We start from the raw sequence: 25,792 nt of genomic DNA, 5'->3' as shown, positions 1-25,792 counted from the left end.
TGTTTGGAAAATTAGTACTAAAAGTTTAAGATGGCAGGTCGCATTTTATTATCACGGATAACCATGCGAAGCTGCCCCGGACACGTAATAGAAAGCCTCCTCATTGGGAGGCTTTCTTACTTATGCTGCATCTTCGTCACCAAGGTATTTCTCCTGTCACAGGATTATTTTCCTCACTAAAAAATTTTCCTGTTGGGCCATCATTGTCAATCAGCGCATATTTTACAATCCGCTTTCCCGCATCATTAACCGTTCCGGGGCCCCGATGTCCATTAAAATCTGTTTTAGTATATCCCGGGCAAACGGCATTTATTTTGAAGTTGGTATTTTTAAATTCGTACGCCAAAACAACGGTGTACATGTTCAGGGCTGATTTTGAAGAAAGATATACCGCGGCTTTGTAGTCGTAGTATTTATAGGTTGGATCGCTGTGCAGGGTAATGGAGCCCTGGCTTGAACTTACATTTACAATACGGGGTGTGGACGATTCTTTCAATAAATCAATAAATGCCTGTGTAACCCGCACCGCGCCGTAAACATTTGCATCATAAGTTGCTTTAAACTGGTCAATAGTTGCGTCAAGTGCGGTTTGTGGGTAACCACCATAAATACCCGCATTATTAATCAGTATGTCCAACACTTTTGTTTTTTTGCCTATTGCTTTACGGGCTTTACTAACTGATTCATCATTTGTAATGTCCAGCTCAATAGCTTCTACATTGTTTAATCCCTTCGCTTTTAATTTAGCAACGGCTTCCACACCATTTTCTAAATTACGGCTGCCGAGGTAAACATAAATTTCTTTTTGAGCAAGCTGCTGCGCAACTTCAAAGCCTATGCTTTTGTTAGCTCCTGTTACTAATGCAAATTTCATTTCTTGTATGAATTTTATAAAGCAAAAGTAGCGGGCTAAAAAATAGCGGAAATGGACAATTCAATTTATTTCCCCGACAAATCTTGCCTGGGCAAAAATTCACTTGCACTTTTTCCTGTGTTCTTTTTGAAGAGCTTTGAGAAATAATCGGGGTCATTAAAGCCCAGTTCATAGGCCACTTCCTTGATAGAAGTATTGGAGTAGCGTAATTTCCGCTGCGCTTCGGACATCAAACGGTGAATGAAATAATCCTTTGGCGATGTTCCGGCATATTCTTTTACAATCCGATATAAACTGTTTGTAGATAAAGCTAACTTTTCTGCGATTGCGTTAATAGATGGTTGCTCGGTAAGGGACGTTTCCACGACTAATTTGAACTCGACAAACTTTGAGAGGTTAGTGTTTAAGATATTGACGGATTCTTTGTTTTTGAAATAAGCGCTGTTTAATTCTGATAGCAATGAGTTCAGATAAGCTAATATTATTTCAGTGTCGGTTGCATCTTTATCTACGTAAAGTAGCTGATTTAAAATTTCAAAAACCTTTATTACTCTTTCTTTTGCAGCACTGTCGAGCACTATGGTTTGTGCGTTTAAGGGGTTGACCAGAAAAGAGAATTGTTGCGGCAACAATCCCAATGTATTTTCATCAAACAGCAGCTTGAAATATTTAAGATCGTCAGTTTTAGCGGGTGGCGTAAAAATTTGATTGGGCATTGCAAATAGCACGTGCCCGTCGGCAAGCGTAAAGTCTTGCAAGTCTATATTGTAGGTAATGGAACCGCTTTCAATTAATACAATAAAATAAGCAGATAATCTGCGAGGTTGCAGCACTTTTTGTTGAATATCAGGAGCAAGATATGGATTATCGTTTGAGCGAATCTTTATTCCCAGCTCATCATGCTGCGATCCCTCTTGTTTTTCTTTTTTTCCTTTCATATTATTTGCTCAAAAGTTTGCAGGTAATTTTTGATTGGGAAAGGTGTTAAAGTATCAAAGCCTTTATAAAACAAATGATCTTCCCAGGGAGGAGCAGGTCCATGAATTTGTTTTTTACAACCGGATTTTTATACAGCGCCTTAGTCAAGCCAGATTTTAGTCATCATGTCAACTACCTTTCAATACTGATAATTACGATTGGGAAAGTCATTTAACTATACCAGTAAAATACGGGAAACTTTCCAACCAGCCCAAATGTATGGAAAAATTTCTTACCTCTTTGACTGCGTATTAGCATCGGCGGGAAACCTATTTTAATAGTTCGGTAGGCGTTAGTCCGAAACGTTTTTTAAACGCCCGATGAAAATGCTGTGGGTGGGCATAGCCCAGTTCATAAGCAATCTGGGAGATGTTTTTTTCACCGTCTTTAATCAGGTACCGGGCTGCTTTCAATCTTTCTTCCTGTAATATTCCAAAAACGGTTGTGCCGAAAACCTGTTTAAAATACTTTTTCAATTTAAACTCATTGAGTCCACAAAGCAGGGAGAGTGCGGATAGTGAAAGCGGATCTCGAAGATGCCCCAACACCAGGGCATGTGCATGATATACCTTCTCCAGGTCCGCTTTGGATACCTGGCAGTCTTTGGGCTGATGCCCGGTCAATATTTCACATTGACGGCATAATAGGTCGAGGATCTTCGCATCAAAGTATAGTTTACCTAATCCCGGAGTTAAGGGTGCATCCCAGAAAGTAGCAAAGAAATATTTAAAATCCCCACTTAGCGCCTTTGAAGGCGATTGCAATACGAAGGGCTCCCTGTTAGCGATCTTTTCTGCCAATGGCGTCAATTCCGGCAAATAACCGCAAATAAGACCAGCCATATAATCCGGTAGCAGGTGGGCTGAAAATAAGCGATGGGTGCCGCCATGCATGATCTGGTTCGTTTCCTCCCCGGATGGGTTGAATAATAGTTGATGGTCTCCTGCTGTCATTGTACTGGCAGGCAATGGATGAGCGTATCCCAATCCTGCTGTGCCCGCCAGCATAAAATTGAGTTCAACCATTGGCATCCAGTTTTTATGACGAACAGCAGCTGTTTGGGTATCCGTAATAACAGTTTTGTCGACGATACCCATGGTGTCTGTTACCACAAATGTTAACTTTTGCTCGTTCCCCGGGGAGGAAACAGTGACCTGCTGTGTGGTTCCACGCGTTACCGCGAGCACGGATTCCCTGTTAACCGGCGGCATTTCTGCGTAACTGCTTATTTTTCCCCTGATTTCCATAAATGGTACATATAAATCCGTTTGATGCCCTCCTATTGGATACCCAGCCCTTAAATTTGTTTCTTTAAGGAATAAAATAGATATAACAAGTCAGAAATGCAAACAAAACTTACGGAAGGATTTAAAAATGGCTGGGTGTTCTCTGCCGATGGTATCCGTATTGGTTACCGGCAAATTGGAAATGGCCCTGGTCTGATATTATTACATGGTGCTCTGCAATCCTCCCTGAATTTCACGGAACTGGCTAAAGCGTTGTCGGCCAACTTCACTGTTTATTTGCCAGATCGCCGGGGCCGGGGTTTAAGCGGCCCCTATCAGGCAGGTGATGACCTGCTGACGGAAGCAAATGACCTCCTTGCTATCATCCACCAGACGAAAACAGTTAACATTTTCGGATTAAGCTCCGGTGCAGTTATTACATTACAGGCTTTATTGCTGGAAAAAGGTTTACAAAAAATAGCGCTTTACGAGCCGCCATTGGCTATTGCGGGACACCCATTCAATAAAATAAACGGGGTTTATCAAAAAGCCCTGAAGGATAATAATTATGGCCGGGCCTTTGTTGCTATCCTTAAAGGCACAGGCGATAATTCGCTATTTAGTAAACTTCCCTCATTCATCACTGCCCCATTGATCAATTGGCAAATGAAAAGCCAGTCCAAAAAACCTGTTGAAGATGAAATTCCGCTGCGGGTACTGGTGGAAAACTTTAGTCAGGACCATATTGTTGTTAACGATTCCGCGCGGCTGTTACCGCAAATCAAGGATATACAGCCAAGCATACTGTTGTTGGGCGGCACCAAAAGCATAGATTATTTAGAGATGGCCCTCGACAGCTTACAACAAATCATACCCGATGCCAGGCGTATTTATCTAAAAGGACTAGGCCATATTGCGGCAGACAATAGTGAGCAACCGTTAAAAGTGGCGGAAGTCCTTTTAGATTTTTTTAAGTTGCAGGATCGTTTACCAATATATACCGCGCAAAAAGATGCTTCTTAAGCGCTAATTTCAAGCTTATAGCCTTTGCCGCGTATCACCACAATTTTGCAAGTTGGATCAGGTTCCAGTTTTTTCCTAAGTTTTGATATGAACATATCCAGGCTACGCCCAACAATCACACCTTCATCTTCCCAAATCTCTTTTTGCAACCGGCTTCTCTCTATGATCTCGTTAGGAGACGCTGCGAATATAAGCAGCAGACGTGTTTCAGTTCCTGTCAGGTCTATGGTCTTTTCATTTATTATCAACTGCCGTTTCTCCTCATCAAACAACACAGAGCCAAAAGTGAAAGCCCTGGCCGGCTGACTTCCAGGTGCGGGTTTCCGCGGCTTAACAGATCTAAAAAACATAAAACCAACAAGTGCCAAAAGTGGCAGACTGCCCAGCAAATATCCATTCTTTGCCATATTTATACCTGTCGATTTGAATTTAACATTGATCAGGTAACAGGCCCTGGGTTGTTTTCTTCCCAGGCATGCCACAATATCATCTTTTGTGTTTTTGGATACCGCGTATCCATAAGCAACACTGGAACTGCTACAGTTCAGCACATTAACAACATAGTCACCTGCAAGCGGGTCTTTGCCCAACAAACGCCGGGTAGTATTCACCAGGGAATCCGGTTGAAAAGTAAGATCATGCTCAAAACTGATTTGATATTCGTTGTCACCGATCTTTTTTACCGGAAGCACCCTTGAGGTACTGTCGCCCGACTGTAAGAGCACTTCATGTCCGATCCGGCGGAGCAAAACTTCCCTCCTGGCGATATCAAAATCGTTATTGCCGGTCAAACTAAAAGCCGCGCAGACTACAGCAATAAGCGAGAATATTAAAAATCCACCCAGGTACCTGCGTTTCCCGGAGAGATGATTTCCGCTACCAGACATACATTGACATTTATTTACAAAGTTTACATTTCTATTTACAATCCAGGTTCCCCGGGCTGAAAGATATCGAAGTATTTTCGCTGAATCAACTTTGATATGATATGAAAAATACAAAAAAACTTTTTTACAGCCTGATGGTTCTGCTGTTGGCAGGCGTAATTTATTCGCTCGCACCGGCTCCGCAGAAACAGGACGCCAAGGCTGTTATTTACAAATCTGATGCAAAAAAAACGGCATCGTGGGACTTTATCTCCACCCATACGACAACCTTATTGACAATAAAATCCCGATCGTGCTGAAGCGTGCTTTTACCAACTGATCAACAAAGAGAACTTCATTGCCCGCTATCGGAAAATCCGGGCAATGAAGGCGGTATAAAAATATTGAAGGGGAATGGCATTCGATATTAAAGACAAGCATGCCATCACGATGTACAGCTATTTTTTTTCGAACATACATTTGGATATTTAAAAACAATACAAGTAGCTTTGCAAAAAAAACTATGGAAACCTTCACAAACAAAGTTGGAGCAGACGAGGAAAAGCATTTGATTCAGCTTACGCTTAACGACTATCTCCAGGGGCGTCCCGTAAAAGACATCGAAAGACTCCAGGGCGCCTTTCACCCCGATGCATACATCAGGACTATCATAGAAGGGAAGTTGGTTCAGTGGACATTGCCGCAATACCTGGACCTCGTTGCCCAGGCTGCATTGCAGGAATGCCAACCCGAACTGCTTTCATATACCTGGGACGGAGACACCGGATCAGCCCAGGTGCAATTAACTTTTGCCACTTTCCGGTTCATTGACCGGTTTAACCTGGTAAAATTAGACGGGAAATGGCTGATCATGGATAAGGTCTCCTATCGACAGGAGCTATCGTGAGATTTCGCCGGGTGAAAAGCCTGATTTGAAAATTGTACAAAGAAGTTAACTTAGTTGGACAGGATAGTATACACTATCCTGTCCTTTTTATTTTTCCTGGAGTATAGTGCAGAAATTACAAAAAAAACTATCCTATAGCGGCTTCTTTTGTAACAACCGGAATATAAATATCAAAAGTTACTCCTTTGTTCAACTTACCGGATGCGGTAATGAAGCCATCATGATTATCAATAATCTTTTTCACAATAGCAAGACCAATACCGGTTCCGGGGTATTCTTCCTTAATGTGAAGCCGTTGAAAGAGTTCGAAGACTTTTGTATTATAATCAGCATCGAAGCCGATTCCCTTATCTGCAATAGAAATATGACAATATTCCTTTTGAGGATAAAGTTTATCATACTTTAATCTTTCACCCGTAGCAATTTTGCTTTTAATGGTAATATGAGGTGGCGTGTCCGGGTGGCAAAATTTCAGTGAATTACTGATGATGTTGTAAAAAAGCTGCTGAAATTGAAAAGGAATAATGTCTGCCTGACATAGTTCACTTACCTGTATGGTGGCATTCTTTTCCTGGATGGTATCCTTCAGTTGCTCTAATGCATTATTGAGTACCTGGGAGAGGTCAGTCTTCCAGCTTTTTTGCCCGGCGGTAGTGGCGCGGGAATAGGAAAGCAATTCGTTAATCAGTATCTGCATTCTATTCGCAGCGTTTTTAATCTTCTCAAAATATACTTTTCCTCCCTCTGATAAATTTTCAACTTCTTTTTCAAGAATACGGGAGATAAAAGTTTGTATTTTCCGGAGAGGTTCCTGCAAATCGTGACTGGATATATAGCTGAACGATTCCAGTTCTTTATTCATCCTCAACAGTTCATGGTTGGCTTGTTGAAGATCTTCGTTGGCTTGCTGTATTTCGTGGGTCCTGTTTTCCACCGTTGTTTCCAATTGCTCTTTTTGTTGTTTCTGTAACTGAATTTCAGTACTAGCTCCCAACCACATCCTTATGTTTCCTTTGTCGTCCTTGTGCGCCTTCCCACGGCTAAGGTGCCATTTGTACTCTCCTTCTTTATTCAGGAATCTATGTTCGCATTCAAAAATAGCCCCGGTCTTAATGCACTCCTGCCAACGTTGCATATTTTCCGCCAAATCATCCGGATGCACTATTTTTTTCCAGCCCCCCTCCTTTAACTCCTCTAAACTCAAACCGGTATACTCTAACCAGTTCTGATTATAATAATTAACATTCCCTTCACGATCGGCCGTCCAAATTTTTTGTGGTACCAGTTCAGCTATTTCCCGGAGATGTTCTTCATTTTGTTTCAGAATAAGTTCTGCTCTGATTCGTTCTGTAACGTCTTCGAATGAAAGTAGTATTAACTTTTCTTCCCCGCTTTCTCTTGTTACTTCACGCGCATTCAATAATATGGTACGCTTACCGATAGCAGGAAAATCGAAGGTTACCGCAAAATCAAAAAAAGTTTCTTTCGCCGGTAATATGGCGGCCAATAGCTTGCGTAATGCCGGGGTGTCCCATTGTTTGTTACCAAGTTCAAAAATCAGCATTCCTTCTGTTTCCTGCTCATCTACCTGGAAAGTTTTATAAAAGCTCCGGTTACCTGTTTTTACCCGAAAATCGCCATCGATAATAAGCAGCGGTTCCCGTATGGTAGCGATAATAGCTTCAGAATAATCTTTTTCTGCTTTTAACTTGTCATTAAGACTGAGTAGTTCCTGGTTTACGGCAGTAAGTTCTTCAATAGTTCCCTGCAGTTCCTCTTTGCCTGTTTCCAACTCTTCATTCAGGCTCTGTAATTCTTCACTGCTGCTCAATAACTCTTCATTAGCGCTCTGCAGCTCTTCGTTAACGGCTTCCTGGTCTTCCGTAATGCTTCGCATATCTTCGCGCTTCTGCAGCAGCTCCTTCTCCAATTGCTCAATCCGCAGATCCTTATTTGTTGTCCTTGATTTAGCAGAGCTCCTGGTAGCGAATCTTAAAGAGTTTTCATGAAAGAGAATCAAATAATGTGGCTCTATCATATTGGGTAAACAAATGGCTTCGATGCTAATAAGGTGTTGGCCTTCACTAACCTGTACCGCAATATTCTCTTTTATAACCGGAATTTTATCCTTTTGAACCTTATGAATTAAATTACGCAACTCAAAACCTAACCCGGATTTAGCCATTTTAAACAGATTATGACTTGGTTTACCCGCAGCTTGTTCCAGGTAAGCGCCGGTGGCCCCCCGGAAATGAACGATATCCATTGCCTCATTAATTACCACACCGGCAGGGCTATACTTATTAAGTATAATCTCATCCGCTTTTCTTTGGAAATCTGTCGTCGTATTTTCCCCTTTCAGATTGGTGTTGATGTCGATCATACGCTGTTCCCTTCTTGAGTCAGACGAAATAAAAAAGCTGCTGGGCGCATCTTTTCGGAGGAATAATTTTTCATTATTACTAGCGGAAGCAAAAAGCTCAGGAACAGCACTTCCTGTTTCAGACTTGCCTAATAATAAATACCCTTTAGGGTTTAAAGCATAATGGAAAGTGGTTAATGCCTTCTTTTGAAGATATGGCTCCAGGTAAATTAACACATTACGACAACTTATAAAATCCATCCTGACAAAGGGAGGATCATTTAAGAAATCGTGTTGGGTAAAAATACACAACTCCCTTATCTGTTTAGCAACCTGGTAGCTGTCTTTAGATTTAATAAAATATTCCTGTAAACGTTGTGGTGTTAAGCCTGCCACTTCATTCTTTGTGTAAACACCCGCTCTCGCCTTTTTAATAGCTATGTCACTTAAGTCTGTAGCGAAAATTTGTATCTTCCTATGCCTTCCACCGAAAAACTCGTTGAAGCAAATAGCGATGGAATAGGCTTCTTCTCCAGTGCTACATCCTGCCACCCACAAACGGATAGGCTCATTGGCGGACTTACTTTTTGCAATTACCGGAAAAACGGAGGCACATAAATTATTAAAGATTTGCGGATCGCGAAAGAAACCAGTTACCGGGATTAAAAGATCCTGGTATAAAATATCTTGCTCCTGTTTATTTTCTTGTAAATATTTAAGATAAGCTGAAGGTTCACGTTTCTGATTCAGCAACATTCTCCGCAGTATACGCCGGCGGATGGTTGTTTGCTTATAATAGGTAAAATCCACTCCTTTCCGGATATTCAACAGTAAAAGTATTTGCTTAAATACATCTTCGTCTGTCAATGATGTATTTGTTTCCTCCTTACGGTTTCTGTGAGTACTATGAATTATGCTCAATAATTTCCGGGGGATTTCCTCCGGGGAAAGAATAAAATCCACCACTCCTGCCTGAATAGCACTACTGGGCATTCCATCATATGCAGCTGACGCCACATCTTGCGCAATAGTAATACCCCCTTTTTCCCTGATAGCTTTCAACCCCTGGGTGCCATCTGAAGCCGTACCAGATAAAACTACCCCAATGGCGTCAGATTGATGCACCTCTGCCAATGAAGCAAAAAAAAGGTCTATTGGCATACTTAGCTCGTTTCCGGATTTTGGAGGACGTATGCTCAATTGTAACATGCCATCATTTGCTATGAGTATTTTATTACTCGGGATGGTATAAATATGATTGGGGGCCACCCTCACTTCATCCGTAATTTCCAAAACCGGAATACTGGTCACCTTTTGCAGCAGCTCCTGTAACGCACTTTTATGATGAGGGTCCAGATGCTGCACCAAAACATAAGCCATTCCTGAGTTCTCAGGAATAGCATGGAGCAATTTTTTAAAAGCCTCCAGGCCACCTGCAGAAGCGCCAATACCAACTACGGGAAATAGATTTGACGATTTGATTAATGGCTTATTTGTCTTCTTTTTCATAAACGGTTGAAGATAACACAAATGCTGCCTGAGCAGGTGGCTTGAGTATTCCCAGCAATACAAGACTTAATGCATGATAAATCACCTTTTTCAAATCTGAAAATTCATTGGGCTTTTGAATATAATAGAGCGCCCCGTTCTTGTAAAGCTGATTTACGATATCCTCATTCAGTGAAGTAGAGAAGATGATGATGGGTATTGCCTTCCATTCTATACGCTGCTTTATCTCCAACAGGCACTGGAAACCACTTTTGCGTGGCATATTCAAATCAAGAAAAAGAATGTCCGGCAACTGGCTTTCATTTCCTGATAGCAATTGCATCAGTTGCTCACCATCATTGGCCGTTGTAAGAACAGTGGATAACGCCAGTTCTTCCAAAACCTCCTTAAAAAGAAGACAATCGTCAAGGTCGTCGTCGGCAAGCAGTATATGGAGGGTTCGTAATTTCTGAAAAGACATATACACTTTTTAATTACGTAAAACATCTAAAGCCAATTCAATCTCTACCACACCAGTCGAAATTTGCTATACTCAGGTTAGCCTGATATTCCGCATAAAAAATGAAAACGCTCTAATTAACGAAGACTATTGTTTTTGAGGTATTTGATTCCGGTAAGTAACACTTATAGCATAATACTCACAAGTTACAACGGATTGGGCTAAAAACAATACATTAAACAATAGTCACTTGCTCAAATGGCTTGAACAGTATGCACTTTTCCCTAAAAGAGGAAATACCCGGATAAAGGCGAATGGTAGTGACATTAACATCCGGAGGAACAAAAAGGTCCTGCACTTATTTAAAAAATAAATCATCACTACGGCAGCCGTACTCATCAATAGGAAGGTAAAATCCATTGGAAATTATCATTCCGCTAACTGCAAGAAGCCCCAAATAGCCTGTAATTCTATTTAAGCCTTTACAAGAAACTCCCAATACCGAAATCAGATGGCTATTTAAATATAGCTCAACAATCTATTACTACTCCTGCTCTTTAAATTACCATACCATTTGCAGAGTGGGTACATCATCGCTACTACACCTATCCATACTGCGTACACACCCCACAAATTAAATCCATAGCCGGCAGGGAAAGGATTGGGAAACTGTACAAAATCATGTACTTTAAAGCCTTGCCATACACCAACGATTAGTGCGAAAAAATGGATCAGGTAAAAGTGGACAACGTAGTAAAATAACGGCACTCTTCCATACACGATAAAAAATAAATCCAGCTTACCTCCCCCATTTTCTATGATCGCCAGGAATATTAATGCAGGCCCTAATGTCATCAGCAGAAAGCTTAATGAAGGAGGATATTTGGTGGTATTAAGAAAAGACAGGAAAGTAAACAGCCCATTCTTCTGGAACGACCACGGAGCAGGATCACCATAAATATTGACCGCTCTTATCAATACAAAAGCCACCATAGCGCCAATTCCCAGCCACAACAAGATTTTCCGCCTGCGAAGTGGCTCCAGCTGAAAAACCTGGCCAGAAACATAACCGATGGCCATCACACCTATCCAGGGTACAAGCGGATATGCAATCAAAACATTCGTCTTTCCAGCTATAGGCACCAAACCCTGCTGATGCAATATCATCCAGACCACTCCCAGGAAACCAGTACTCTCCACCCTGATACTATCCAACGCATTATGCCCTACTATGAGTAAAATACCAATAGCTGCTATCCATTTTACCGGCAGATACACCAGCGCCGCCATGATAATCATACAACAACCAATAAGCCATAGCACAAGCAGTACAATGATGTCGTAATGGAGATTAAAGGCCGTGCCAAAATACATAACAGTCATCTCCAGGAATATCAACACCAGGCCACGGGTCCATAAAAAACGAGACAGTTGCGGGATACTATTATTCTTTACCCCATAAAAGAAGGCCCCGGCGCCACTGAGAAAAACGAAAACCGGTGCACAGAAATACGTAATCCATCTTGTAAAGAAGTAGCCTGGCGTGGTTAAAGCAAGGTCGGTGGGGCTAAATCGCACATTGGTAAAGAAATCCCTGACATGGTCAAGCGCCATGATCACCATTATAAGACCACGCAAAACGTCCAAAGAGGCAATACGGTTCTTCATCCGGAGAAGTTTGAAAAGTGTAGGAATATATTAAATTTAATCAAAATTTGGGATATCTGTATCGCCTGCAAATGAGGAACAGTAAATAACGCAATATGCCTTATGTGACGTTAGAAAAACTTCGGTAAATGGAAAAATTGATTATTTTCAGGCGCACTTATATCATCTGTAGTTATGACGACAAAAATATCCCTGTCAACAATTCTCCTGTTTGTATTTGCTTCTTGTCAAGGTCCCCGGGTGCAATCACCCCTTCAACAAGAAACACCAAAAGCATTGGAAGATAAAAGCTCTTTTGAAATCATTTCAAAAAGAACGGAGAATAATTTAGTAGAAAATCTTTATGGGGAGCTTGTCAGTAAAGACCCGCAGCTAAAAAAGCTGGAAGAGAAAATTGATATACTCAACAGTAGTCAAAATGACTCCATTGAATCATTCAACAGCTTTAACAGGAAAGTAACACACTATTTCAGTTCTGCAGATGGACACCTGTCTCAAATTCAAGACTCATTATTGAGAGAAAAAATGAAACTATTAATAGCGAGCAACCTGGAAAAATACAACGCACGCATTGCAAAACACGATGCATTGCTCAAAGCTATTGCCTCAAACGAAACCAGCATTTCAGACCTTCATACCATACTGAAACTTGTAAAGACTTTACCCGTTATTGAAAAATACCAACAGGATAACCTGCCTTCCACGAAACCGCTGGAAGGATTTATAAAACAACAACACCAAACGATTAGCCTGGCAGATACGCTGGTTAAACAATAATTTTGATGTCCGGTGGGAAGATATTACTGATACTATTTTTTTCGTGCTAAACCCTTATTAACAAAGGATTTAACACGAAAAATACTTTTTTATGATTGATACTTTTTCCTATAATCAGTAAGTGACATACCTGTATACCTTCTGAATACTTTCCTGAAAGCATTGACATCGTTGTACCCGATTTCGAAAATAATCTCGTTGATTGTTTTTGTTCCCAGTTCCAACTGCTTTTTGATTGCCTCAACTTTTACCCTTTGTATATATTCCATCAAAGAATTACCAGTCGACTTTTTAAACCGCCTTTCAAATGTTCTTCGACTGATGCCAAATTTTGAACTGATCTCGTCGATCGTAAATCGCTTATCCGAATTGTCTTCAATGAACTGTTGCGCTTTTAATACGGCAGCATCATCGTGGTTTTTCTGCCCCATAAAAATGAGAAATGGGTGCTGACTTTTTCTTTCGATATCGATTTCAAACATTTTGGCAGCCAATACCGCTATTTCTCTCCCCAGGTGTTTTTCGATGATATACAAAAGCAGGTTTAAGTAGGAATAATTTCCTCCGCTGGTATAAATCCCATTTTCATCGGTTATGATGGCGTCTTCCTGTAAATTCACTGTGGGGAACATGGTTTCAAATTCGTTTTTAGCTGCCCAGTGGGTAGCACATTTCCTGCCATCGAGTAATCCTGTTGACGCTAAAAAGAAAGAGCCTACACAAAGGCTCACTATCTCCGCCCCTTGTTGATGCTGCACCCTGATCCAATCACAGAAGCCTTCATTGGACTTCAAGACCTTTGGAAAATCACCACATATAATTGGTATCACAACCAGGTCCGTTTTCCTGACCTCACTTGTTTTTTTATTAACGTTAATGGTATACAGTGCTCCGTTTAAAGAAATATGCCCCGACAGCCCTACCAACTCAATGGTATAAAAGGGTTCTCCTCCCTGGTATTTAAGAAAATCATTAATCCTTGAAAATAATAGAAGACTCCCGTCAATACTGGTCATGGTGGCATCATTCAACGCCAGAATTGAAATATGTTTCATAGCCTGCTTTTAATAAAACGGTGTCGTGATCAACATATAAGATTGTCGTTTTTGCCATGCTTATTATTCTTCGGATGAAAGTAATATTGTAATAAATCAGTTATCATGAAACGAATATTAAGCGCTGCTATGGCCGGATGTATTGTACTCTTTATATGGGGAGCCATTTCACACCTGCTTTTATTTATTGGTGCAGGATTTACGCCACTGCCCAATGAAGATACAATTATCAAGACATTCGAAGATAATCTTCCCCAAAAAGGGCTTTACTTCTTTCCGGGGAAAGATTTCAGACACACTACCCCACAACAGGAATCATCATTTGAGAAAAAATTTGAAACAGGACCCGTTGGCATGATTATCTACCGCCCTGTTGGCGGTTCTCCGCTATCATTTAATAAATTAGCGACCCAATTCACCAGTAATTTTATCACTACACTGGTCATTGCTTATATTGTGTCGCTCATCACTGCCTCTTATTGGAAACGTGTTTTCGTGGCCGGCCTCCTGGGCGCTTTAGCTTGTGCTTCCGTAAGCACGATTTATTGGAACTGGTATGAATTTCCCAACAGCTTTTTCCTGGCGCAATGTGTTGATCAAGTCGTTGGCTGCGGGTTAACGGGCGTGGTAATCGCTAAAATTATTCCTTCATAGACATTTTTATCCGCCCCTGAAAATTTTTTCCCCGGTTGTCCGGCATATCGGTTATGCTCATTTTTGCTGTCATTAAACAGCAAGTATGAAAATAGAAAAAGACGTAACCGTTATTGGCCTGGGAGATATGGGAACTGTGCTCGCCAGCACACTGCTCAAACATGGATATAAAGTAACCGTTTGGAACCGCACTCCTGCTAAAGCAGCATCACTGGTAGAGAAAGGGGCCGTATTTATTCCGGAAATAGCTGCCGCCATCGCAGCCAGTCCGGTGATCATCACCTGTGTGACAAACTACCACAATACACGCAGCATATTAGGGAGGGAAGATGTAGCACCGGTACTTGCGGGGAAAGTACAGATCGAACTTAGCTCTGGCACCCCTCAAAACGCGCGGGATGGCGCTGCATGGGCCAGGGAAAGGGGACTTGATTACCTCGATGGAGCGATACTAGCCACACCCAGCCAGATTGGAAGACCAGACACCCCTATTTTTGTATCCGGTTCCAAAATAGCATATGAACAACATGAACATATACTTAAAGCGCTTGCCGGTGGTTTGCAGTATATGGGAGAAGAGCCAGGCGCTGCCGCCACCTGGGATATGGGTTTCCTGTCAACACTCTTTGGCATGACCACAGGCTTCTTTCATGGTGCAAATATCTTTCAATCAGAAGGGCTGCCAATAGCTGCATTGGGAGCTATGATATTACAGACGGCACCGGTATTGGGAGAGATGATCAAACGACAGGCGGATGTAATTCAAACAGGTGATTATTCCAACCCGGAAAGCTCGCTTAATATCTGCGTAGATGGGATACAACTTTTCCTGCAACAGGCAAAGGAATCGGGTATTAATGCGGAAATCCCTTCATTCATCCATAGTATTTTCAAAAGAGCACAGGCCGCAGGCTTTGGAAATGAGCAGTTGGCGGCCGTATTTAAAGTCCTGAAATAACAGGTTGTTCAATATCAAAGCCGCACCCGTAAATAAGTGCGGCTTTGATACTTTTATTGTGCAATCGCCAGTTGTTCTTTCTTTTCCATTAATTGCTCAAATACCTCCTGGTATTGGTCTCCCCATTTATCCATCGCGGCTACTACCGGCAGTAAGGATTCTCCAAATTCCGTGAGGTAGTATTCTACTTTAGGAGGCAACTCCGGGTAAATCACCCGTTTGATGATCCCGTGAAATTCCAACTCCCTCAGTTGAAGGTCCAGCACCCTCCTGCTGGCAGAAGGAACCGCTTTGTGCAGCTCCCCTGGTCTTCTCACCCCTTTGTTGATTAAAAAGACCAGGTATGATTTCCATTTCCCGCCAATAATCTCCATGATAATTGCCATACCACAGGTAAATTTTTTGGGCATCTTTTTCTCATACATAGTAATGCTGTTTTAACAAGGACAAATTTATCCCTTATGTCTGAATGATGAGCATACGGATAAAATTATCCGTATGGAATCGATGCTTCCGGGAGTAATGCCCAACACTACTTCGCTTCTTTATCAAGTCTTAAGTCCAATTTGTCCGCTATTCCGCGAAGATGCAAAATACTCCGTTCTCCCTCCGGATCCCACCCTCCATTTAATGCATATAGTATGACTTGTCGAACAATATAGCCTGTAATCAGTAGCTGTTGTTCCATATGAGTTATTACCATACCATCTGCTGTGATGGTCTGTCCCACTGGTTTGGAGTGATAATCGAACAAAGCGCTTAATAAATTATGTTGAGCGGCTATTGGAACTACAGAAAGATGCAGTCCACCATCTGTACCCTTTACGCTCCAGGCATAGCCTTTATGATCTACTGAAATTTTCCGATGCCCTTTTTTGGGGAGTGTCATAGTATTTATAAAATCAGGGATTACACCCATTGAATAAAATGAAGTATTTCCATTGCTACTGTTTCAGGACTTTTACCTTCCGTCACAAATTCAGTTGCCTGCCCATTATCTTCGGTTCTCATCCTGGCTACCTGTTCCAGTGACCGGCTAACCTGTCGCTGTTGATTGATACCTATCTCTCTTTTATGAATCTTCTCCATTAATTCAGTATCCGTTGGCATTAAGCGTACAACGATAAATTGAGCCCCCGGAATGGCCGCCGATATCCAACGCTTATTCATTTCAAGATCAACCATTACGCCGGATAAAATCAGGCGGGTATGTCCCAGTTGTTTAAAGTTGGCCCAAATGGCGGCCAGGTTAGCGCTACTAATATCAATGGTCAGCGGATCATTCACCGGCACCGGATAAATCCTATCCAGCTCATCCGTTTCAATGGCAGCATGGGCAATGTTAGCGTTTGCCAGTATTTTCTGTATTTCCCAGCTAGTCGTGGATTTACCGGCGCCACCAGGCCCCGTGATCAGCAAAATTTCTGTACGTTCTTGCATTTGGGTAGATATATTTCAATAACCAGCAAATGAATGCTTCATTTTCAACCTACAATATGGTTTTATTCCCGGGAAAATCAAAGCGCAAGCGCTTTAAGTTTTCCTGAAACTCATACCTATGGGTAAAGAATGGCAACCTGAATGTTTCTGTCCAGGGACCTGGCAGTAACAGCAACAGCACGCAGCTATTGTGCCGCCCCGAAAATGAACACTATGTTGTTATTCATTAATGCAGGTTACTATTTGCCCAGGCCACCATTAAAGTATTGACATTTGAATTCATGGCTTCTTTATAGGCATCTCTTACTACATTCAACCAATTGGCGCCTTCCGGATGACTAGCAGGATACTTCTTCTTGTATTGCTTCCGGGTAGTGCTAATGATCCTGCCAAACTCACCAGTGCCTTTCATATTCTGGTCATTAATCTGGCTGATATCAACACCGTCTTTTTTCTTCAGAAATACAGTAACCCCATCTTTAAAGAAATAGGGTATAAAAAAGTCCTTTTTGTCCATATCTTCATACACCACACCCAGCACAGGGAATTGCCCGTTAGAAGCCCCATTAATAGTAGTGAGCATGAAGTCGGTATTTTTTTTATCCAGTTTACCGGTGGTGAGTACGCAGGCGGAAATAACCCAGGAGGCGAGCTTTTTAGCGTCGGGGTTTAACAAATAAACATACGCTGTTAAAGGGCCTTTTTCCTTATCCTTCACGATATATTTGTAGAAAGAAACCTTCACGCCCTCCCAGCCTTTAAGGGTATCAGTGGTGCTGATCAACTCCTGCACCATGTACCTCGATTTAATAATTCTTTTTTCTACGCGACCGGCAATAACGTCGAGGCTATCTCTTAAATATTTGTCCAACACCGCATTATCCTGCGAATAAGCCATCAACACGGTACTTAACAAAGCCACCAGGGCGATCATTTTTTTCATGTTAAAAATTTAAGGTGTTAAATATCTTCTCAATATTCTTACGATAATAATTTCCGCCGAGATGATTGTATCCTTTCTGCGCAATGGTAAAGGCATATTGCAATGCAGCCTCTCTTTCAGAAAAGGCCCCCGTGCGCATGCTTTCCCGATACGCTTGCGCTGCGCCTATATATCTTCTACCTAATAAAATTTTATAGACCAGGTATTGGATAGCTGCCTGTCTGTCTGCAAAAATGCGGTACCGGTTATCTATCCTGGTTGATTCGTCAAAAATGACCCGGTTCTCGCCATAGCTTTTCAATACTTTATTTTTCACGCCCTCGCTGGGCTGCCCTTTTAATACGTAAGCAGTGATCGTGTCTTTGGTAAATATCTTTATGCCAAACAAATTGTTGGCATACCAGGCCGTCCTGGTAAAGCCATATCCGCTTTCTCCAATTGCCATCGCCAAAATAGTTTTGGCCGGCAGCTGTTCTTTATGACACAAGGAATCTACATAGTCTTTGATAGTGCTGATAAATTGCTGTTTTTCTGCTGCGGTAGGATGATTAAGGGCGCTCAGATAACAGTTATCATTCCTGCCATGCAGGGAATCTTCATTAGGTGTTGGAGCGAATTTAATTGTCTGGGAAGAAACATTAGATCCAATAATGGCAATAATTACTATTAGCAGGAATTGCTTCATATTAGTTATTTTGGGGTATTGGTAATCTTGTTGCTACAACAATGACATATAGCACCACATAAAAGAATACATTTGGAGACTTCTTTCCATTTGGGGCTATGATTTTATACTTCAGATTTCCCGCTACAGATTCGGGGTTGCACTTATCTTATACCTATGAAGTTATGAAAAATGTTTAAATCAAGTTAATTCCATCCACCTTTTTTCTCCGCGTCTTATCAAATGTTAGTACTTCCTTCTTTCATATAAGTTTTGTTCCAGATAATCAGCATCTCCCTTTATGAACGCCTGCACACAGGACAATCCAAAATCGGCATCCATACCATCCATTTGTGTGGCAAACTTGGGATTCAGTACATCCTTCTTTGTAAAAAATCCTTTACGTTCCATTTTTGGGCGCATATATCCTATTCCAACACGGCCTCTCAAACATCCTGAAATGCAGAGTGTTTCGGGCTCGCCTAGCTGATTTTTCCGGTTTATCTCAAAAAAATAAAATGGATTCTCAGGACTGCTACGGGTTTCTTCAATCTCCCGGTAAAGGCGTTCCCAATCAATTTCCTGGTATAAATGAAGGGCTTTTTCACTGTTGCAGTCGGGGTGGGCCACCGGATAACGGGTAAATGGAGATTGTATTTTTATATCGTACATATACAGATTTTTCCCATAAAAACAAGGCGGTTTCTCACGTTGGGCCGCGGTTTGCAATATTAGGCAATATTTTTGAGTATTGCGATAGTACGCTGCCATTAGTGCCATTTATGACACAGGCAAATTATCTTTTTTATTAATATTTGAAACTGCCAGCTCAGGAAAAAGTGAGGAAATGAGAATAAGTATAGTGCACCACGCGAAGGTGATTTTTTTAGTTTTGCTTATGCTAACCAGCCTCCGGGCGTTTTGTCAAACACCGGAAGATACCATCAAAGCACAAAAGACGGTTTACCTTTTCAGTGGTATAGGGGCAGATTCAAGTATATTCATGAATCTGCAACTCCCGGGCTACCACAAAGTATTTATCTCCTGGATACCAGCGTTACCTGGCGAATCACTCACCCAATATGCAGGGAGGATAAAAAGCCAGATCACCGTTGACAATCCATATCTCATAGGGCTTTCCTTTGGCGGTATCATAGCGGTAGAAGTATCTAAACAGATTTCTTACAAAAAAATGGTATTGATCTCGTCTGTACGAACAAAAAAAGAACTGAATCCCGTACAGTTTTTCTTTATGAAAATAGGGTTATATCACATTATTCCCGGCGGCATGATCAAGCGTACCAATTTTCTTACCTATCGCTACTTTGGCGCCAAATCCCCGGAAGATAAAGCCGCATTAACAAGACTATTAAAAGACACAGACGTTACCTTTTTCCGCTGGGCATTAAGAGGCCTGGCCTACTGGAATAATAAACAGGCGCCTGAAAGAACCATTCAGATACATGGCACCGCCGACCGGGTTATTACCAGCAGGCTGGTACATCCTGAGTACCGGATCAAAGGAGGAGGTCATTTGATGATTTTAGACAAAGCGGATACCATTGGGCATATTATTACGAATTATTTTGGGGAGTAGTGGAAACCGACTCGTGTAAGATATTCAACACGGAATTTCTCCGGCCTTCCGGAAATCACTAACTTCGTATCCAACCTATTTAGTATGCACTCCTCTGGCTGGTTTAAAATAATGTTACTTAGTATAATCACTATTTATTGTAGTTGTAAACCTAAGTCTGATCAGCCATTTACTTCCTTATCCCCTTTACCTGACAGTATCCGGCAGCCAATGCAAAACTTTGCAACACATGTTTTCTTTAAGGATAGCGGCTTTGGAGCCTCCGATTCTATCATGTTGCTGGGTTGGCAGAAGGATACTCTCTATTTTTACGATCAGGATGTTAAGCTTTGGATAGCCAGGAAACATGAAAACAAATGGTACCTGTTAGATACCATCATAGGGATGGGGCTTTCTTATATTGATACCATGGATCTTAACCGTGACGGCTACACGGATATTCTAATTACAGGAATTCCTCAAATGAATGGTCACAGACCTACGATACCGGTATTATCCAGGCAAGACGGCAGCTTATGGGTAAGACAAGATTGTAAATTATGGAATTTTGCATATGTCCCGGAAAGAAATGTGATAAGATCCAGTTGGGAAGGTAGTTGGTATGCTACCAAATTTAAAGAAGAATACCATTGGGAGAATGACACGCTAAAACTTGTAACAGGCGTCAGGCTCATTCCAAATACTACGAGAATGGAGGATACCAGTAATATAACCACTCTGGAATACTATCATCTGCAAGGAGATACTGAAATCGTCACCAGGCGTATGCTAAGCGATACTAACGATGCGGAATACGAGAAAGCTCTGTGGGAAGGATATGACAGCAACCCATAGCCAGGAAGTCTACCCTACTTCCTTCTGACTCGCTTCTTCAAAAAGACGCATTGCCGTCAATCCATTTCCTACGGCGCCGCCTGCACGAAGTGCCGCTGCAATAAACACCGTTTCTGCAATTTCTTCACGGGTAGCGCCGGCTTTAACGGCATTCTCAATATGTGATTCAATGCAAAAAGCGCATTGCGTGGTCAACGCTACTGCTACAGACATCAGTTCCCGGTATTTAACCGGGATAGCGCCATCCTTTCTCTCCGCCGTGTGCTTCAAATTCATAAATGCGGCCGATTCTTTACTGGCTGCCTTCAGCAGCATTTCGGTATATGCCCTGTCACCGGGATTTTGATATGCAGACATCTTTCAAAATTTGGGTTTACTATAGTAAAATACGCGATAACAAAATAAAAAACCGGTTTTCTTTCTCCTGCCCGCAGATCGCAGCCCTTCGTTTAACCAGCACGTTCCGGAAAATTATTTGGCAGAATAAACAATTTATATTTGTTTTGCCCGACTTTCCAGTCTATGGGAGATATCTATAAAAATATAATCAACAGACCTTCTTAGCAGGCACTCCTCCTGCTGGCAGCTTACTGCTGCAATCATCCGGCTTATTAATACATCATTTTCGACGCTGTTGGCAACAATGCCTATGGGCGCGATTTCCAACCATTAACATACTTTTTTAATATGACTTTCGAAAACAGCCTGGCTTTCGCACAAAGCCTGGATCGGAAAGATCCACTACGCCACCTGAGAAGCGAATTTCTATTTCCCAAACAACAGGGCACTCCTTTCATCTATATGTGCGGAAATTCGCTGGGATTACAGCCCAAATCAGCGCGTACCTACATTGATCAACAGCTGAACAATTGGGAGAACCTGGCCGTAGAAGGCTGGTTTGAAGGTGAAACACCCTGGATGTACTACCACAAAGAACTAAAAGGACTGATGGCCAACATCGTGGGCGCCAGCCCCCGGGAAGTATGCCCGATGAATACCCTCACGGTGAACCTGCACCTGCTGATGGTAAGCTTTTACCGCCCCACTGCCGGCAGGTTCAAGATCATTATGGAAGCAGGCGCCTTCCCTTCCGACCAATACGCCATGGAAAGCCAGGTGAGGTTCCATGGATATGATCCCAAAGACGCTATTATTGAAGTAGCACCACGCAGCGGTGAAGCCACTTTACGAACAGAAGATATCCTGGCTGCCATTGCCAACAACGGCGAACAAACAGCGCTGGTATTGTTTGGCGGCATCAACTATTTAACCGGCCAATGGTTCGATATGCCAGCCATTACGGAAGCTGGTCACCGCGCCGGCGCAGTAGTAGGATTCGACCTCGCCCACGCAGCAGGCAACGTGCCGCTGAAACTACATGAATGGAACATCGATTTTGCCTGTTGGTGCTCCTACAAATACCAAAATGCCGGCCCCGGGGGAATCAGCGGGATTTTTGTTCATGAAAAACATTTTTCCGATACCTCCCTCCACCGCTTTGCAGGATGGTGGGGATACCAGGAACAACAGCGATTCAAAATGGAGAAAGGCTTTACGGCGGAAGCAGGCGCCGATGGATGGCAGATAAGCTGTACCCAGGTCATTCCAATGGCACTCTATCACGCCTCCCTTAAAATTTTCGAGCAAGCCGGTTTCATGGATCCACTCCGAAACAAAAGCCAGCAACTGACGGCCTATCTGCACTACCTGATCACGAATATCAACGAAACCCTTGGCTTTGAACAATACAAGATCATCACACCCGCTGCCGGCATGGAACGGGGTGCGCAGCTGTCCATCATTGCCAGGTACAAAGCCAAAGAAGTATTCCAGGGCCTGGTAGCTAACCATATCCTGGGCGACTGGCGCGAGCCCGATGTCATCCGACTTAGCCCGGTACCTTTGTACAACAGCTTCGAAGATGTATACCACACGGCTGCACGCATGCTACAGATAAGTAAAGAATTGATTACACCAGCACAACAATAAAAGAAATGGAAATAACAACCGCCATCAAAGAAAGACTGTCCTTACTGCAGGAGAAATATGCGGCCATGGGACAGGATATCACGGCATATCTTGACGGCCTGCTGTATGCCGATTATCTTACCTATTGGGACTATATTCATTTGGATACATTGTTGAGTCTTCAGCATCCGAAAACCTCTTATCCGGATGAAGAGATTTTCATTATGTATCACCAGATCACTGAACTCTATTTCAAACTGGCCCTGCATGAGTGCAAACAGATAAGCACCCACGCCTCATTGACACCCGATTTTTTTGCGTCCCGGCTGAAGAGAATCAACGCCTATTTCACGGCCCTCGTGTCCTCTTTCGATATCATGGTAGACGGCATGGATAAAGAACAATTCCTGAAATTCAGAATGTCGCTGTTGCCTGCCAGTGGCTTCCAATCAGGGCAATACCGCATGATTGAAATCTACTCCACTAATCTCATTCAACTGGTATCCCTAAGCAAAAGAGAGGAGTTAAAAAACGCTCCGCTAACGGAACAGTTTGAATATATCTACTGGAAATACGGCGCTTCAGAATTATCTACCGGCAAACAAACGCTTACTCTGCAACAATTCATTGTGAAATATGCCAGCCAATTACTACAACTGGCGCAAAACAATGTCGACACCAATTTTTCTGCCCTTTACCAAACACTGCAACAACGGGGAGAAGATATGAGCACGGTGGAAGAAGAACTCAGAAAACTGGATTTGTTTGTGAACGTGGAATGGCCCTTATCACACTACAAATCTGCAGTACGTTACCTGGAGCGTGACCCGGTAGACATCGCCGCTACCGGCGGAACCAACTGGCAGAAATACCTGCCTCCAAGATTCCAGAAAAGAATTTTCTATCCTTATCTGTGGACAGAAGAACAAATTGACCAATGGGGTAAATCCTGGGTAATGAATGTATTAAAATCTTACAGAACGTAACAATATCAGGAGAAGGCATTTACGCCGGCGGGGTGAATGTCTTCTCTTATTTAAATCACAATGGCTGTTACCCGCTTACCTCCTCAATATCTTCTCCATCGGCTTTCCTTTCGCTAATTCATCGATCAGCTTATCTAAATACCGGATTTGTTTCATCAGGCCATCTTCCATTTCCTCTACCCTATAACCGCAAATGACACCGGTAATTTTTGAAACATTCGGATTCATTCCCGGCGCTTCTCCAAAGAAAGTTGCCACATCAACCTGCTGATCAATTTGCTGTTGAAGCCCCTGTTTATCATATCCTGTCAGCCAAAAAATGATTTCATTCACTTCCTCTGCGGTACGGCCTTTTTTTTCTACTTTTTTAATATACAGGGGATATATACCGGAGAATGCAGTACGAAATATTTTTGTATTGTTCATATCCAACGTTTACTATTTAACTTTAGCTTATTGAAAATACGAATCCCCTTGACCCCAACTATGCCTTGTACTATAACTTCCAATTTTTATAGGGATGTATTGTTAAGTTGGAATTATAATATTGCTTTTCCCCCGTCACTTCTTCTCTTACCCATTCCGGTTTTTCGAAAACCTCGTCTTCACTGTCCAATTCAATTTCAGCAATAAAAAGTCCGGCGTTATCGCCCAGGAACTCATCCACTTCCCAGGTGTGTTGCTTAAACTCAATATTGTACCTGATTTTTGAAAGTTCTGATACTGCAAAATGGTCTAATAATTCGGTGGCCTCAGCAACAGGTATTTCGTACTCATACTCTAGCCTGGAGGCGCCGGTAGAAATACCTTTTATTGTTAGAAAACCTTTGGTGGCAGTAAGCCTTACCCTGATAGTTTTCTGAGGATCTGTAACCAGGTAGCCCTGTCGGTAGTGATGCCCGGCAGGTTTTTCTATTTCTTTCCATTTATTCAGATCAATCAGATATTTTCTTTCTATTTCCTGGGCCATCGTAAGATGTTTTATAAAATATTGAATAGCACCCGTGCTAAAGGTTATCAAATGTAGATTTATTTTCACAAAATGTGCCTTCAATAGGCCCCCGCATACCGTTGAATCCGCCGCTATATTTAAAGCAACAACTTAGGATCAGGAAGCCGTATCTTTTCCTTTCTTCTTCATCAGCAATGCTTCATGCTTCCCCAATGCCGCTGATATGGCTTCTTCTACCGAATGCGACTCTTGTATATTCGCTTTCGTACTGGTTATTTCTACCATTTTGCAATAATATCTATGCAAAACATCCAGTTCCTCTTCCGTTAAATTTTCCACATCGATCAGCCGGTTACTGGCGAATTTATTAGCGGCAATCAGCTCGTTTAGCTTTAGCTGTATTGACTTAGAATCCTTGTTTTGTGATTTCTGTATTAAAAAAACCATCAAAAAAGTAACGATGGTAGTCCCTGTATTAACTACCAATTGCCAGGTATCTGAATATTTGAAAAAGGGGCCAGTAATACCCCAAACTGCAATAATAAGCAGGGCTACTACAAAGGCGCCGGCGCTACCAGTAACCGATACTGCCGTGGCAGCCGTCCGTTCAAAGAATCCGGCCTTCCTGGTGGCATTAATGTCCATGTTTTTCATAGTGTATATTATTAACATTATAATATACACTATGCCATAAAATGTATGCCATATAACCCCAGGTACCGGAAGCGATGTCCTTTTTCTCTCCCGGGTAAAGAAACTATTTTTACCCTTTTCCGTAAACAATATCTGCAATATTGGTACGCAGCAATTTCCCTGTAGCATCGGCACTTACAAAATATAATCATTATCCGGCCGCTGGTATTAAAAAAATCAAACTGGGAACACATACAGTGGGATATGCGCTCCGCACCTTGGACGATATTTACATAGAGGCGAAAGATGACTGGTTATTGAAAAGAGACCATGCAGATACCTACTTTACGGCGGATAACAAAGGAATGATATCCAGTTGCGGATATGTTGAAAGAGGCCGCCAGGATGATTGTTTCCGGGGGATAAGTATTCATTTTATAGAAAAGATATAAGATAACAAAAGTCCCCACCTGGTATGC

Annotated in this window: 28 protein-coding genes; 10 read left to right on the top strand and 18 right to left on the bottom strand. The window is 42.2% G+C overall.

Features of this window, described 5'->3' with window-relative positions; all coding sequences use genetic code 11:
* Positions 1 to 136: 136 nt before the first annotated feature.
* From AC5ZC7_RS08900 to AC5ZC7_RS08890, 3 genes are all read right to left on the bottom strand, one after another.
* On the bottom strand, positions 137 to 874 hold the full coding sequence (locus AC5ZC7_RS08900; protein ID WP_496162827.1) for an SDR family NAD(P)-dependent oxidoreductase: 738 nt from the start codon (positions 872 to 874) through the stop codon (positions 137 to 139).
* 65 nt (positions 875 to 939) lie between these two features.
* Positions 940 to 1,812, bottom strand: coding sequence for a helix-turn-helix domain-containing protein (locus AC5ZC7_RS08895; protein WP_496162826.1), 873 nt, complete (start codon positions 1,810 to 1,812; stop codon positions 940 to 942).
* A 309-nt stretch (positions 1,813 to 2,121) separates the two neighbouring features.
* The gene (locus AC5ZC7_RS08890) at positions 2,122 to 3,099 is read right to left on the bottom strand and encodes a helix-turn-helix domain-containing protein (protein ID WP_496162825.1); all 978 of its coding nucleotides are present in this window, start codon (positions 3,097 to 3,099) and stop codon (positions 2,122 to 2,124) included.
* 96 nt (positions 3,100 to 3,195) lie between these two features.
* On the opposite strand from AC5ZC7_RS08890, the gene AC5ZC7_RS08885 reads away from it, so the two are divergent.
* Positions 3,196 to 4,101 (top strand): alpha/beta fold hydrolase, encoded by a 906-nt coding sequence (locus tag AC5ZC7_RS08885; protein ID WP_496162824.1) that lies wholly within the window; start codon positions 3,196 to 3,198, stop codon positions 4,099 to 4,101.
* Here AC5ZC7_RS08885 and AC5ZC7_RS08880 read toward each other — a convergent pair.
* On the bottom strand, positions 4,098 to 5,102 hold the full coding sequence (locus tag AC5ZC7_RS08880; RefSeq protein WP_496162823.1) for a winged helix-turn-helix domain-containing protein: 1,005 nt from the start codon (positions 5,100 to 5,102) through the stop codon (positions 4,098 to 4,100). The two genes, AC5ZC7_RS08885 and AC5ZC7_RS08880, sit on opposite strands and share 4 nt — an antisense overlap.
* A 388-nt stretch (positions 5,103 to 5,490) precedes the next feature.
* On the opposite strand from AC5ZC7_RS08880, the gene AC5ZC7_RS08875 reads away from it, so the two are divergent.
* Positions 5,491 to 5,874, top strand: a complete 384-nt coding sequence (locus AC5ZC7_RS08875) for a nuclear transport factor 2 family protein (protein WP_496162822.1) — start codon at positions 5,491 to 5,493, stop codon at positions 5,872 to 5,874.
* Between the two features lie 127 nt (positions 5,875 to 6,001).
* Here AC5ZC7_RS08875 and AC5ZC7_RS08870 read toward each other — a convergent pair whose 3' ends face one another.
* The 3 genes from AC5ZC7_RS08870 to AC5ZC7_RS08860 all read right to left on the bottom strand — a co-directional run bounded on the left by AC5ZC7_RS08870 (position 6,002) and on the right by AC5ZC7_RS08860 (position 11,852).
* Positions 6,002 to 9,745: a chemotaxis protein CheB gene (locus AC5ZC7_RS08870; RefSeq protein ID WP_496162821.1), complete on the bottom strand. Its 3,744-nt coding sequence runs from the start codon at positions 9,743 to 9,745 to the stop codon at positions 6,002 to 6,004.
* The gene (locus AC5ZC7_RS08865) at positions 9,726 to 10,205 is read right to left on the bottom strand and encodes a response regulator (RefSeq protein ID WP_496162820.1); all 480 of its coding nucleotides are present in this window, start codon (positions 10,203 to 10,205) and stop codon (positions 9,726 to 9,728) included. The genes AC5ZC7_RS08870 and AC5ZC7_RS08865 overlap by 20 nt, the downstream gene beginning before the upstream one ends.
* Positions 10,206 to 10,703: 498 nt before the next feature.
* Complete coding sequence (locus AC5ZC7_RS08860; RefSeq protein WP_496162819.1) at positions 10,704 to 11,852, bottom strand: heparan-alpha-glucosaminide N-acetyltransferase domain-containing protein; 1,149 nt, start codon at positions 11,850 to 11,852, stop codon at positions 10,704 to 10,706.
* Between the two features lie 174 nt (positions 11,853 to 12,026).
* Here AC5ZC7_RS08860 and AC5ZC7_RS08855 point away from each other — a divergent pair, with 174 nt between their 5' ends.
* Positions 12,027 to 12,629: a hypothetical protein gene (locus AC5ZC7_RS08855; RefSeq protein ID WP_496162818.1), complete on the top strand. Its 603-nt coding sequence runs from the start codon at positions 12,027 to 12,029 to the stop codon at positions 12,627 to 12,629.
* Positions 12,630 to 12,718: 89 nt separating this feature from the next.
* Here AC5ZC7_RS08855 and AC5ZC7_RS08850 read toward each other — a convergent pair whose 3' ends face one another.
* A complete protein-coding gene (locus AC5ZC7_RS08850; RefSeq protein WP_496162817.1) occupies positions 12,719 to 13,684 on the bottom strand; it encodes a helix-turn-helix domain-containing protein in 966 nt (321 codons plus the stop codon).
* Between the two features lie 105 nt (positions 13,685 to 13,789).
* Between AC5ZC7_RS08850 and AC5ZC7_RS08845 the strand changes: the two genes are divergently transcribed.
* Both AC5ZC7_RS08845 and AC5ZC7_RS08840 read left to right on the top strand, forming a co-directional pair.
* On the top strand, positions 13,790 to 14,338 hold the full coding sequence (locus AC5ZC7_RS08845; RefSeq protein ID WP_496162816.1) for a hypothetical protein: 549 nt from the start codon (positions 13,790 to 13,792) through the stop codon (positions 14,336 to 14,338).
* A gap of 85 nt (positions 14,339 to 14,423) precedes the next feature.
* Positions 14,424 to 15,296, top strand: a complete 873-nt coding sequence (locus AC5ZC7_RS08840) for an NAD(P)-binding domain-containing protein (protein ID WP_496162814.1) — start codon at positions 14,424 to 14,426, stop codon at positions 15,294 to 15,296.
* A gap of 53 nt (positions 15,297 to 15,349) precedes the next feature.
* Here the strand turns inward: AC5ZC7_RS08840 and AC5ZC7_RS08835 are convergent, their stop codons facing one another.
* From AC5ZC7_RS08835 to AC5ZC7_RS08810, 6 genes are all read right to left on the bottom strand, one after another.
* Positions 15,350 to 15,721: a winged helix-turn-helix transcriptional regulator gene (locus AC5ZC7_RS08835; protein ID WP_496162812.1), complete on the bottom strand. Its 372-nt coding sequence runs from the start codon at positions 15,719 to 15,721 to the stop codon at positions 15,350 to 15,352.
* Between the two features lie 107 nt (positions 15,722 to 15,828).
* Complete coding sequence (locus AC5ZC7_RS08830; protein WP_496162810.1) at positions 15,829 to 16,215, bottom strand: hypothetical protein; 387 nt, start codon at positions 16,213 to 16,215, stop codon at positions 15,829 to 15,831.
* On the bottom strand, positions 16,206 to 16,736 hold the full coding sequence (locus tag AC5ZC7_RS08825; RefSeq protein ID WP_496162808.1) for an ATP-binding protein: 531 nt from the start codon (positions 16,734 to 16,736) through the stop codon (positions 16,206 to 16,208). The genes AC5ZC7_RS08830 and AC5ZC7_RS08825 overlap by 10 nt, the downstream gene beginning before the upstream one ends.
* Before the next feature lie 226 nt (positions 16,737 to 16,962).
* The gene (locus AC5ZC7_RS08820; RefSeq protein ID WP_496162806.1) at positions 16,963 to 17,679 is read right to left on the bottom strand and encodes a cellulase; all 717 of its coding nucleotides are present in this window, start codon (positions 17,677 to 17,679) and stop codon (positions 16,963 to 16,965) included.
* A 1-nt stretch (position 17,680) separates the two neighbouring features.
* The gene (locus tag AC5ZC7_RS08815) at positions 17,681 to 18,364 is read right to left on the bottom strand and encodes a glucosaminidase domain-containing protein (protein ID WP_496162804.1); all 684 of its coding nucleotides are present in this window, start codon (positions 18,362 to 18,364) and stop codon (positions 17,681 to 17,683) included.
* Between the two features lie 225 nt (positions 18,365 to 18,589).
* Positions 18,590 to 19,015, bottom strand: a complete 426-nt coding sequence (locus AC5ZC7_RS08810) for a hypothetical protein (protein ID WP_496162802.1) — start codon at positions 19,013 to 19,015, stop codon at positions 18,590 to 18,592.
* A 226-nt stretch (positions 19,016 to 19,241) separates the two neighbouring features.
* Between AC5ZC7_RS08810 and AC5ZC7_RS08805 the strand changes: the two genes are divergently transcribed.
* Positions 19,242 to 19,940, top strand: coding sequence for an alpha/beta hydrolase (locus tag AC5ZC7_RS08805; protein WP_496162800.1), 699 nt, complete (start codon positions 19,242 to 19,244; stop codon positions 19,938 to 19,940).
* Between the two features lie 210 nt (positions 19,941 to 20,150).
* A complete protein-coding gene (locus AC5ZC7_RS08800) occupies positions 20,151 to 20,774 on the top strand; it encodes a hypothetical protein (RefSeq protein ID WP_496162798.1) in 624 nt (207 codons plus the stop codon).
* 9 nt (positions 20,775 to 20,783) lie between these two features.
* Here AC5ZC7_RS08800 and AC5ZC7_RS08795 read toward each other — a convergent pair whose 3' ends face one another.
* On the bottom strand, positions 20,784 to 21,131 hold the full coding sequence (locus AC5ZC7_RS08795; protein ID WP_496162796.1) for a carboxymuconolactone decarboxylase family protein: 348 nt from the start codon (positions 21,129 to 21,131) through the stop codon (positions 20,784 to 20,786).
* Between the two features lie 330 nt (positions 21,132 to 21,461).
* Between AC5ZC7_RS08795 and kynU the strand changes: the two genes are divergently transcribed.
* Positions 21,462 to 22,763 carry a kynureninase gene (gene kynU, locus AC5ZC7_RS08790; protein WP_496162794.1) on the top strand — a complete coding sequence of 434 codons (1,302 nt, stop codon included), beginning with the start codon at positions 21,462 to 21,464 and terminating at the stop codon, positions 22,761 to 22,763.
* Between the two features lie 5 nt (positions 22,764 to 22,768).
* Entirely contained in the window at positions 22,769 to 23,728 is a 960-nt protein-coding gene (locus AC5ZC7_RS08785; protein WP_496162792.1) for a tryptophan 2,3-dioxygenase family protein, read from the top strand.
* A gap of 75 nt (positions 23,729 to 23,803) precedes the next feature.
* Here AC5ZC7_RS08785 and AC5ZC7_RS08780 read toward each other — a convergent pair whose 3' ends face one another.
* The 3 genes from AC5ZC7_RS08780 to AC5ZC7_RS08770 form a co-directional block, all read right to left on the bottom strand.
* A complete protein-coding gene (locus AC5ZC7_RS08780; RefSeq protein WP_496162790.1) occupies positions 23,804 to 24,154 on the bottom strand; it encodes a DUF2200 family protein in 351 nt (116 codons plus the stop codon).
* Positions 24,155 to 24,224: 70 nt separating this feature from the next.
* Positions 24,225 to 24,698: a CYTH domain-containing protein gene (locus AC5ZC7_RS08775; RefSeq protein ID WP_496162788.1), complete on the bottom strand. Its 474-nt coding sequence runs from the start codon at positions 24,696 to 24,698 to the stop codon at positions 24,225 to 24,227.
* A gap of 138 nt (positions 24,699 to 24,836) precedes the next feature.
* On the bottom strand, positions 24,837 to 25,334 hold the full coding sequence (locus tag AC5ZC7_RS08770; RefSeq protein ID WP_496162786.1) for a low affinity iron permease family protein: 498 nt from the start codon (positions 25,332 to 25,334) through the stop codon (positions 24,837 to 24,839).
* A 140-nt stretch (positions 25,335 to 25,474) separates the two neighbouring features.
* Here AC5ZC7_RS08770 and AC5ZC7_RS08765 point away from each other — a divergent pair, with 140 nt between their 5' ends.
* Complete coding sequence (locus tag AC5ZC7_RS08765) at positions 25,475 to 25,765, top strand: hypothetical protein (RefSeq protein ID WP_496162784.1); 291 nt, start codon at positions 25,475 to 25,477, stop codon at positions 25,763 to 25,765.
* Positions 25,766 to 25,792 lie beyond the last annotated feature (27 nt).

Source organism: Chitinophaga sp. 9-1-y (assembly GCF_059511905.2).
Note: the sequence above shows the minus strand (reverse complement) of the source record. Positions and strands in the feature narration are given on the sequence as shown.

Excerpts from the sequence above, each read along its gene's own strand:
- AC5ZC7_RS08775 (WP_496162788.1), bottom strand. The coding sequence starts at position 24,698 with ATGGCCCAGGAAATAGAAAGAAAATATCTGATTGATCTGAATAAATGG.
- AC5ZC7_RS08805 (WP_496162800.1), top strand. The coding sequence starts at position 19,242 with ATGCTAACCAGCCTCCGGGCGTTTTGTCAAACACCGGAAGATACCATC.
- AC5ZC7_RS08860 (WP_496162819.1), bottom strand. The coding sequence starts at position 11,852 with ATGAAGAACCGTATTGCCTCTTTGGACGTTTTGCGTGGTCTTATAATG.
- kynU (WP_496162794.1), top strand. The coding sequence starts at position 21,462 with ATGACTTTCGAAAACAGCCTGGCTTTCGCACAAAGCCTGGATCGGAAA.
- AC5ZC7_RS08890 (WP_496162825.1), bottom strand. The coding sequence starts at position 3,099 with ATGGAAATCAGGGGAAAAATAAGCAGTTACGCAGAAATGCCGCCGGTT.
- AC5ZC7_RS08850 (WP_496162817.1), bottom strand. The coding sequence starts at position 13,684 with ATGAAACATATTTCAATTCTGGCGTTGAATGATGCCACCATGACCAGT.
- AC5ZC7_RS08815 (WP_496162804.1), bottom strand. The coding sequence starts at position 18,364 with ATGAAGCAATTCCTGCTAATAGTAATTATTGCCATTATTGGATCTAAT.
- AC5ZC7_RS08900 (WP_496162827.1), bottom strand. The coding sequence starts at position 874 with ATGAAATTTGCATTAGTAACAGGAGCTAACAAAAGCATAGGCTTTGAA.
- AC5ZC7_RS08825 (WP_496162808.1), bottom strand. The coding sequence starts at position 16,736 with ATGCAAGAACGTACAGAAATTTTGCTGATCACGGGGCCTGGTGGCGCC.
- AC5ZC7_RS08785 (WP_496162792.1), top strand. The coding sequence starts at position 22,769 with ATGGAAATAACAACCGCCATCAAAGAAAGACTGTCCTTACTGCAGGAG.
- AC5ZC7_RS08875 (WP_496162822.1), top strand. The coding sequence starts at position 5,491 with ATGGAAACCTTCACAAACAAAGTTGGAGCAGACGAGGAAAAGCATTTG.
- AC5ZC7_RS08800 (WP_496162798.1), top strand. The coding sequence starts at position 20,151 with ATGCAAAACTTTGCAACACATGTTTTCTTTAAGGATAGCGGCTTTGGA.
- AC5ZC7_RS08795 (WP_496162796.1), bottom strand. The coding sequence starts at position 21,131 with ATGTCTGCATATCAAAATCCCGGTGACAGGGCATATACCGAAATGCTG.
- AC5ZC7_RS08885 (WP_496162824.1), top strand. The coding sequence starts at position 3,196 with ATGCAAACAAAACTTACGGAAGGATTTAAAAATGGCTGGGTGTTCTCT.
- AC5ZC7_RS08895 (WP_496162826.1), bottom strand. The coding sequence starts at position 1,812 with ATGAAAGGAAAAAAAGAAAAACAAGAGGGATCGCAGCATGATGAGCTG.
- AC5ZC7_RS08870 (WP_496162821.1), bottom strand. The coding sequence starts at position 9,745 with ATGAAAAAGAAGACAAATAAGCCATTAATCAAATCGTCAAATCTATTT.
- AC5ZC7_RS08845 (WP_496162816.1), top strand. The coding sequence starts at position 13,790 with ATGAAACGAATATTAAGCGCTGCTATGGCCGGATGTATTGTACTCTTT.
- AC5ZC7_RS08780 (WP_496162790.1), bottom strand. The coding sequence starts at position 24,154 with ATGAACAATACAAAAATATTTCGTACTGCATTCTCCGGTATATATCCC.
- AC5ZC7_RS08865 (WP_496162820.1), bottom strand. The coding sequence starts at position 10,205 with ATGTCTTTTCAGAAATTACGAACCCTCCATATACTGCTTGCCGACGAC.
- AC5ZC7_RS08840 (WP_496162814.1), top strand. The coding sequence starts at position 14,424 with ATGAAAATAGAAAAAGACGTAACCGTTATTGGCCTGGGAGATATGGGA.
- AC5ZC7_RS08820 (WP_496162806.1), bottom strand. The coding sequence starts at position 17,679 with ATGAAAAAAATGATCGCCCTGGTGGCTTTGTTAAGTACCGTGTTGATG.
- AC5ZC7_RS08770 (WP_496162786.1), bottom strand. The coding sequence starts at position 25,334 with ATGAAAAACATGGACATTAATGCCACCAGGAAGGCCGGATTCTTTGAA.
- AC5ZC7_RS08830 (WP_496162810.1), bottom strand. The coding sequence starts at position 16,215 with ATGGGTGTAATCCCTGATTTTATAAATACTATGACACTCCCCAAAAAA.
- AC5ZC7_RS08855 (WP_496162818.1), top strand. The coding sequence starts at position 12,027 with ATGACGACAAAAATATCCCTGTCAACAATTCTCCTGTTTGTATTTGCT.
- AC5ZC7_RS08810 (WP_496162802.1), bottom strand. The coding sequence starts at position 19,015 with ATGTACGATATAAAAATACAATCTCCATTTACCCGTTATCCGGTGGCC.
- AC5ZC7_RS08835 (WP_496162812.1), bottom strand. The coding sequence starts at position 15,721 with ATGTATGAGAAAAAGATGCCCAAAAAATTTACCTGTGGTATGGCAATT.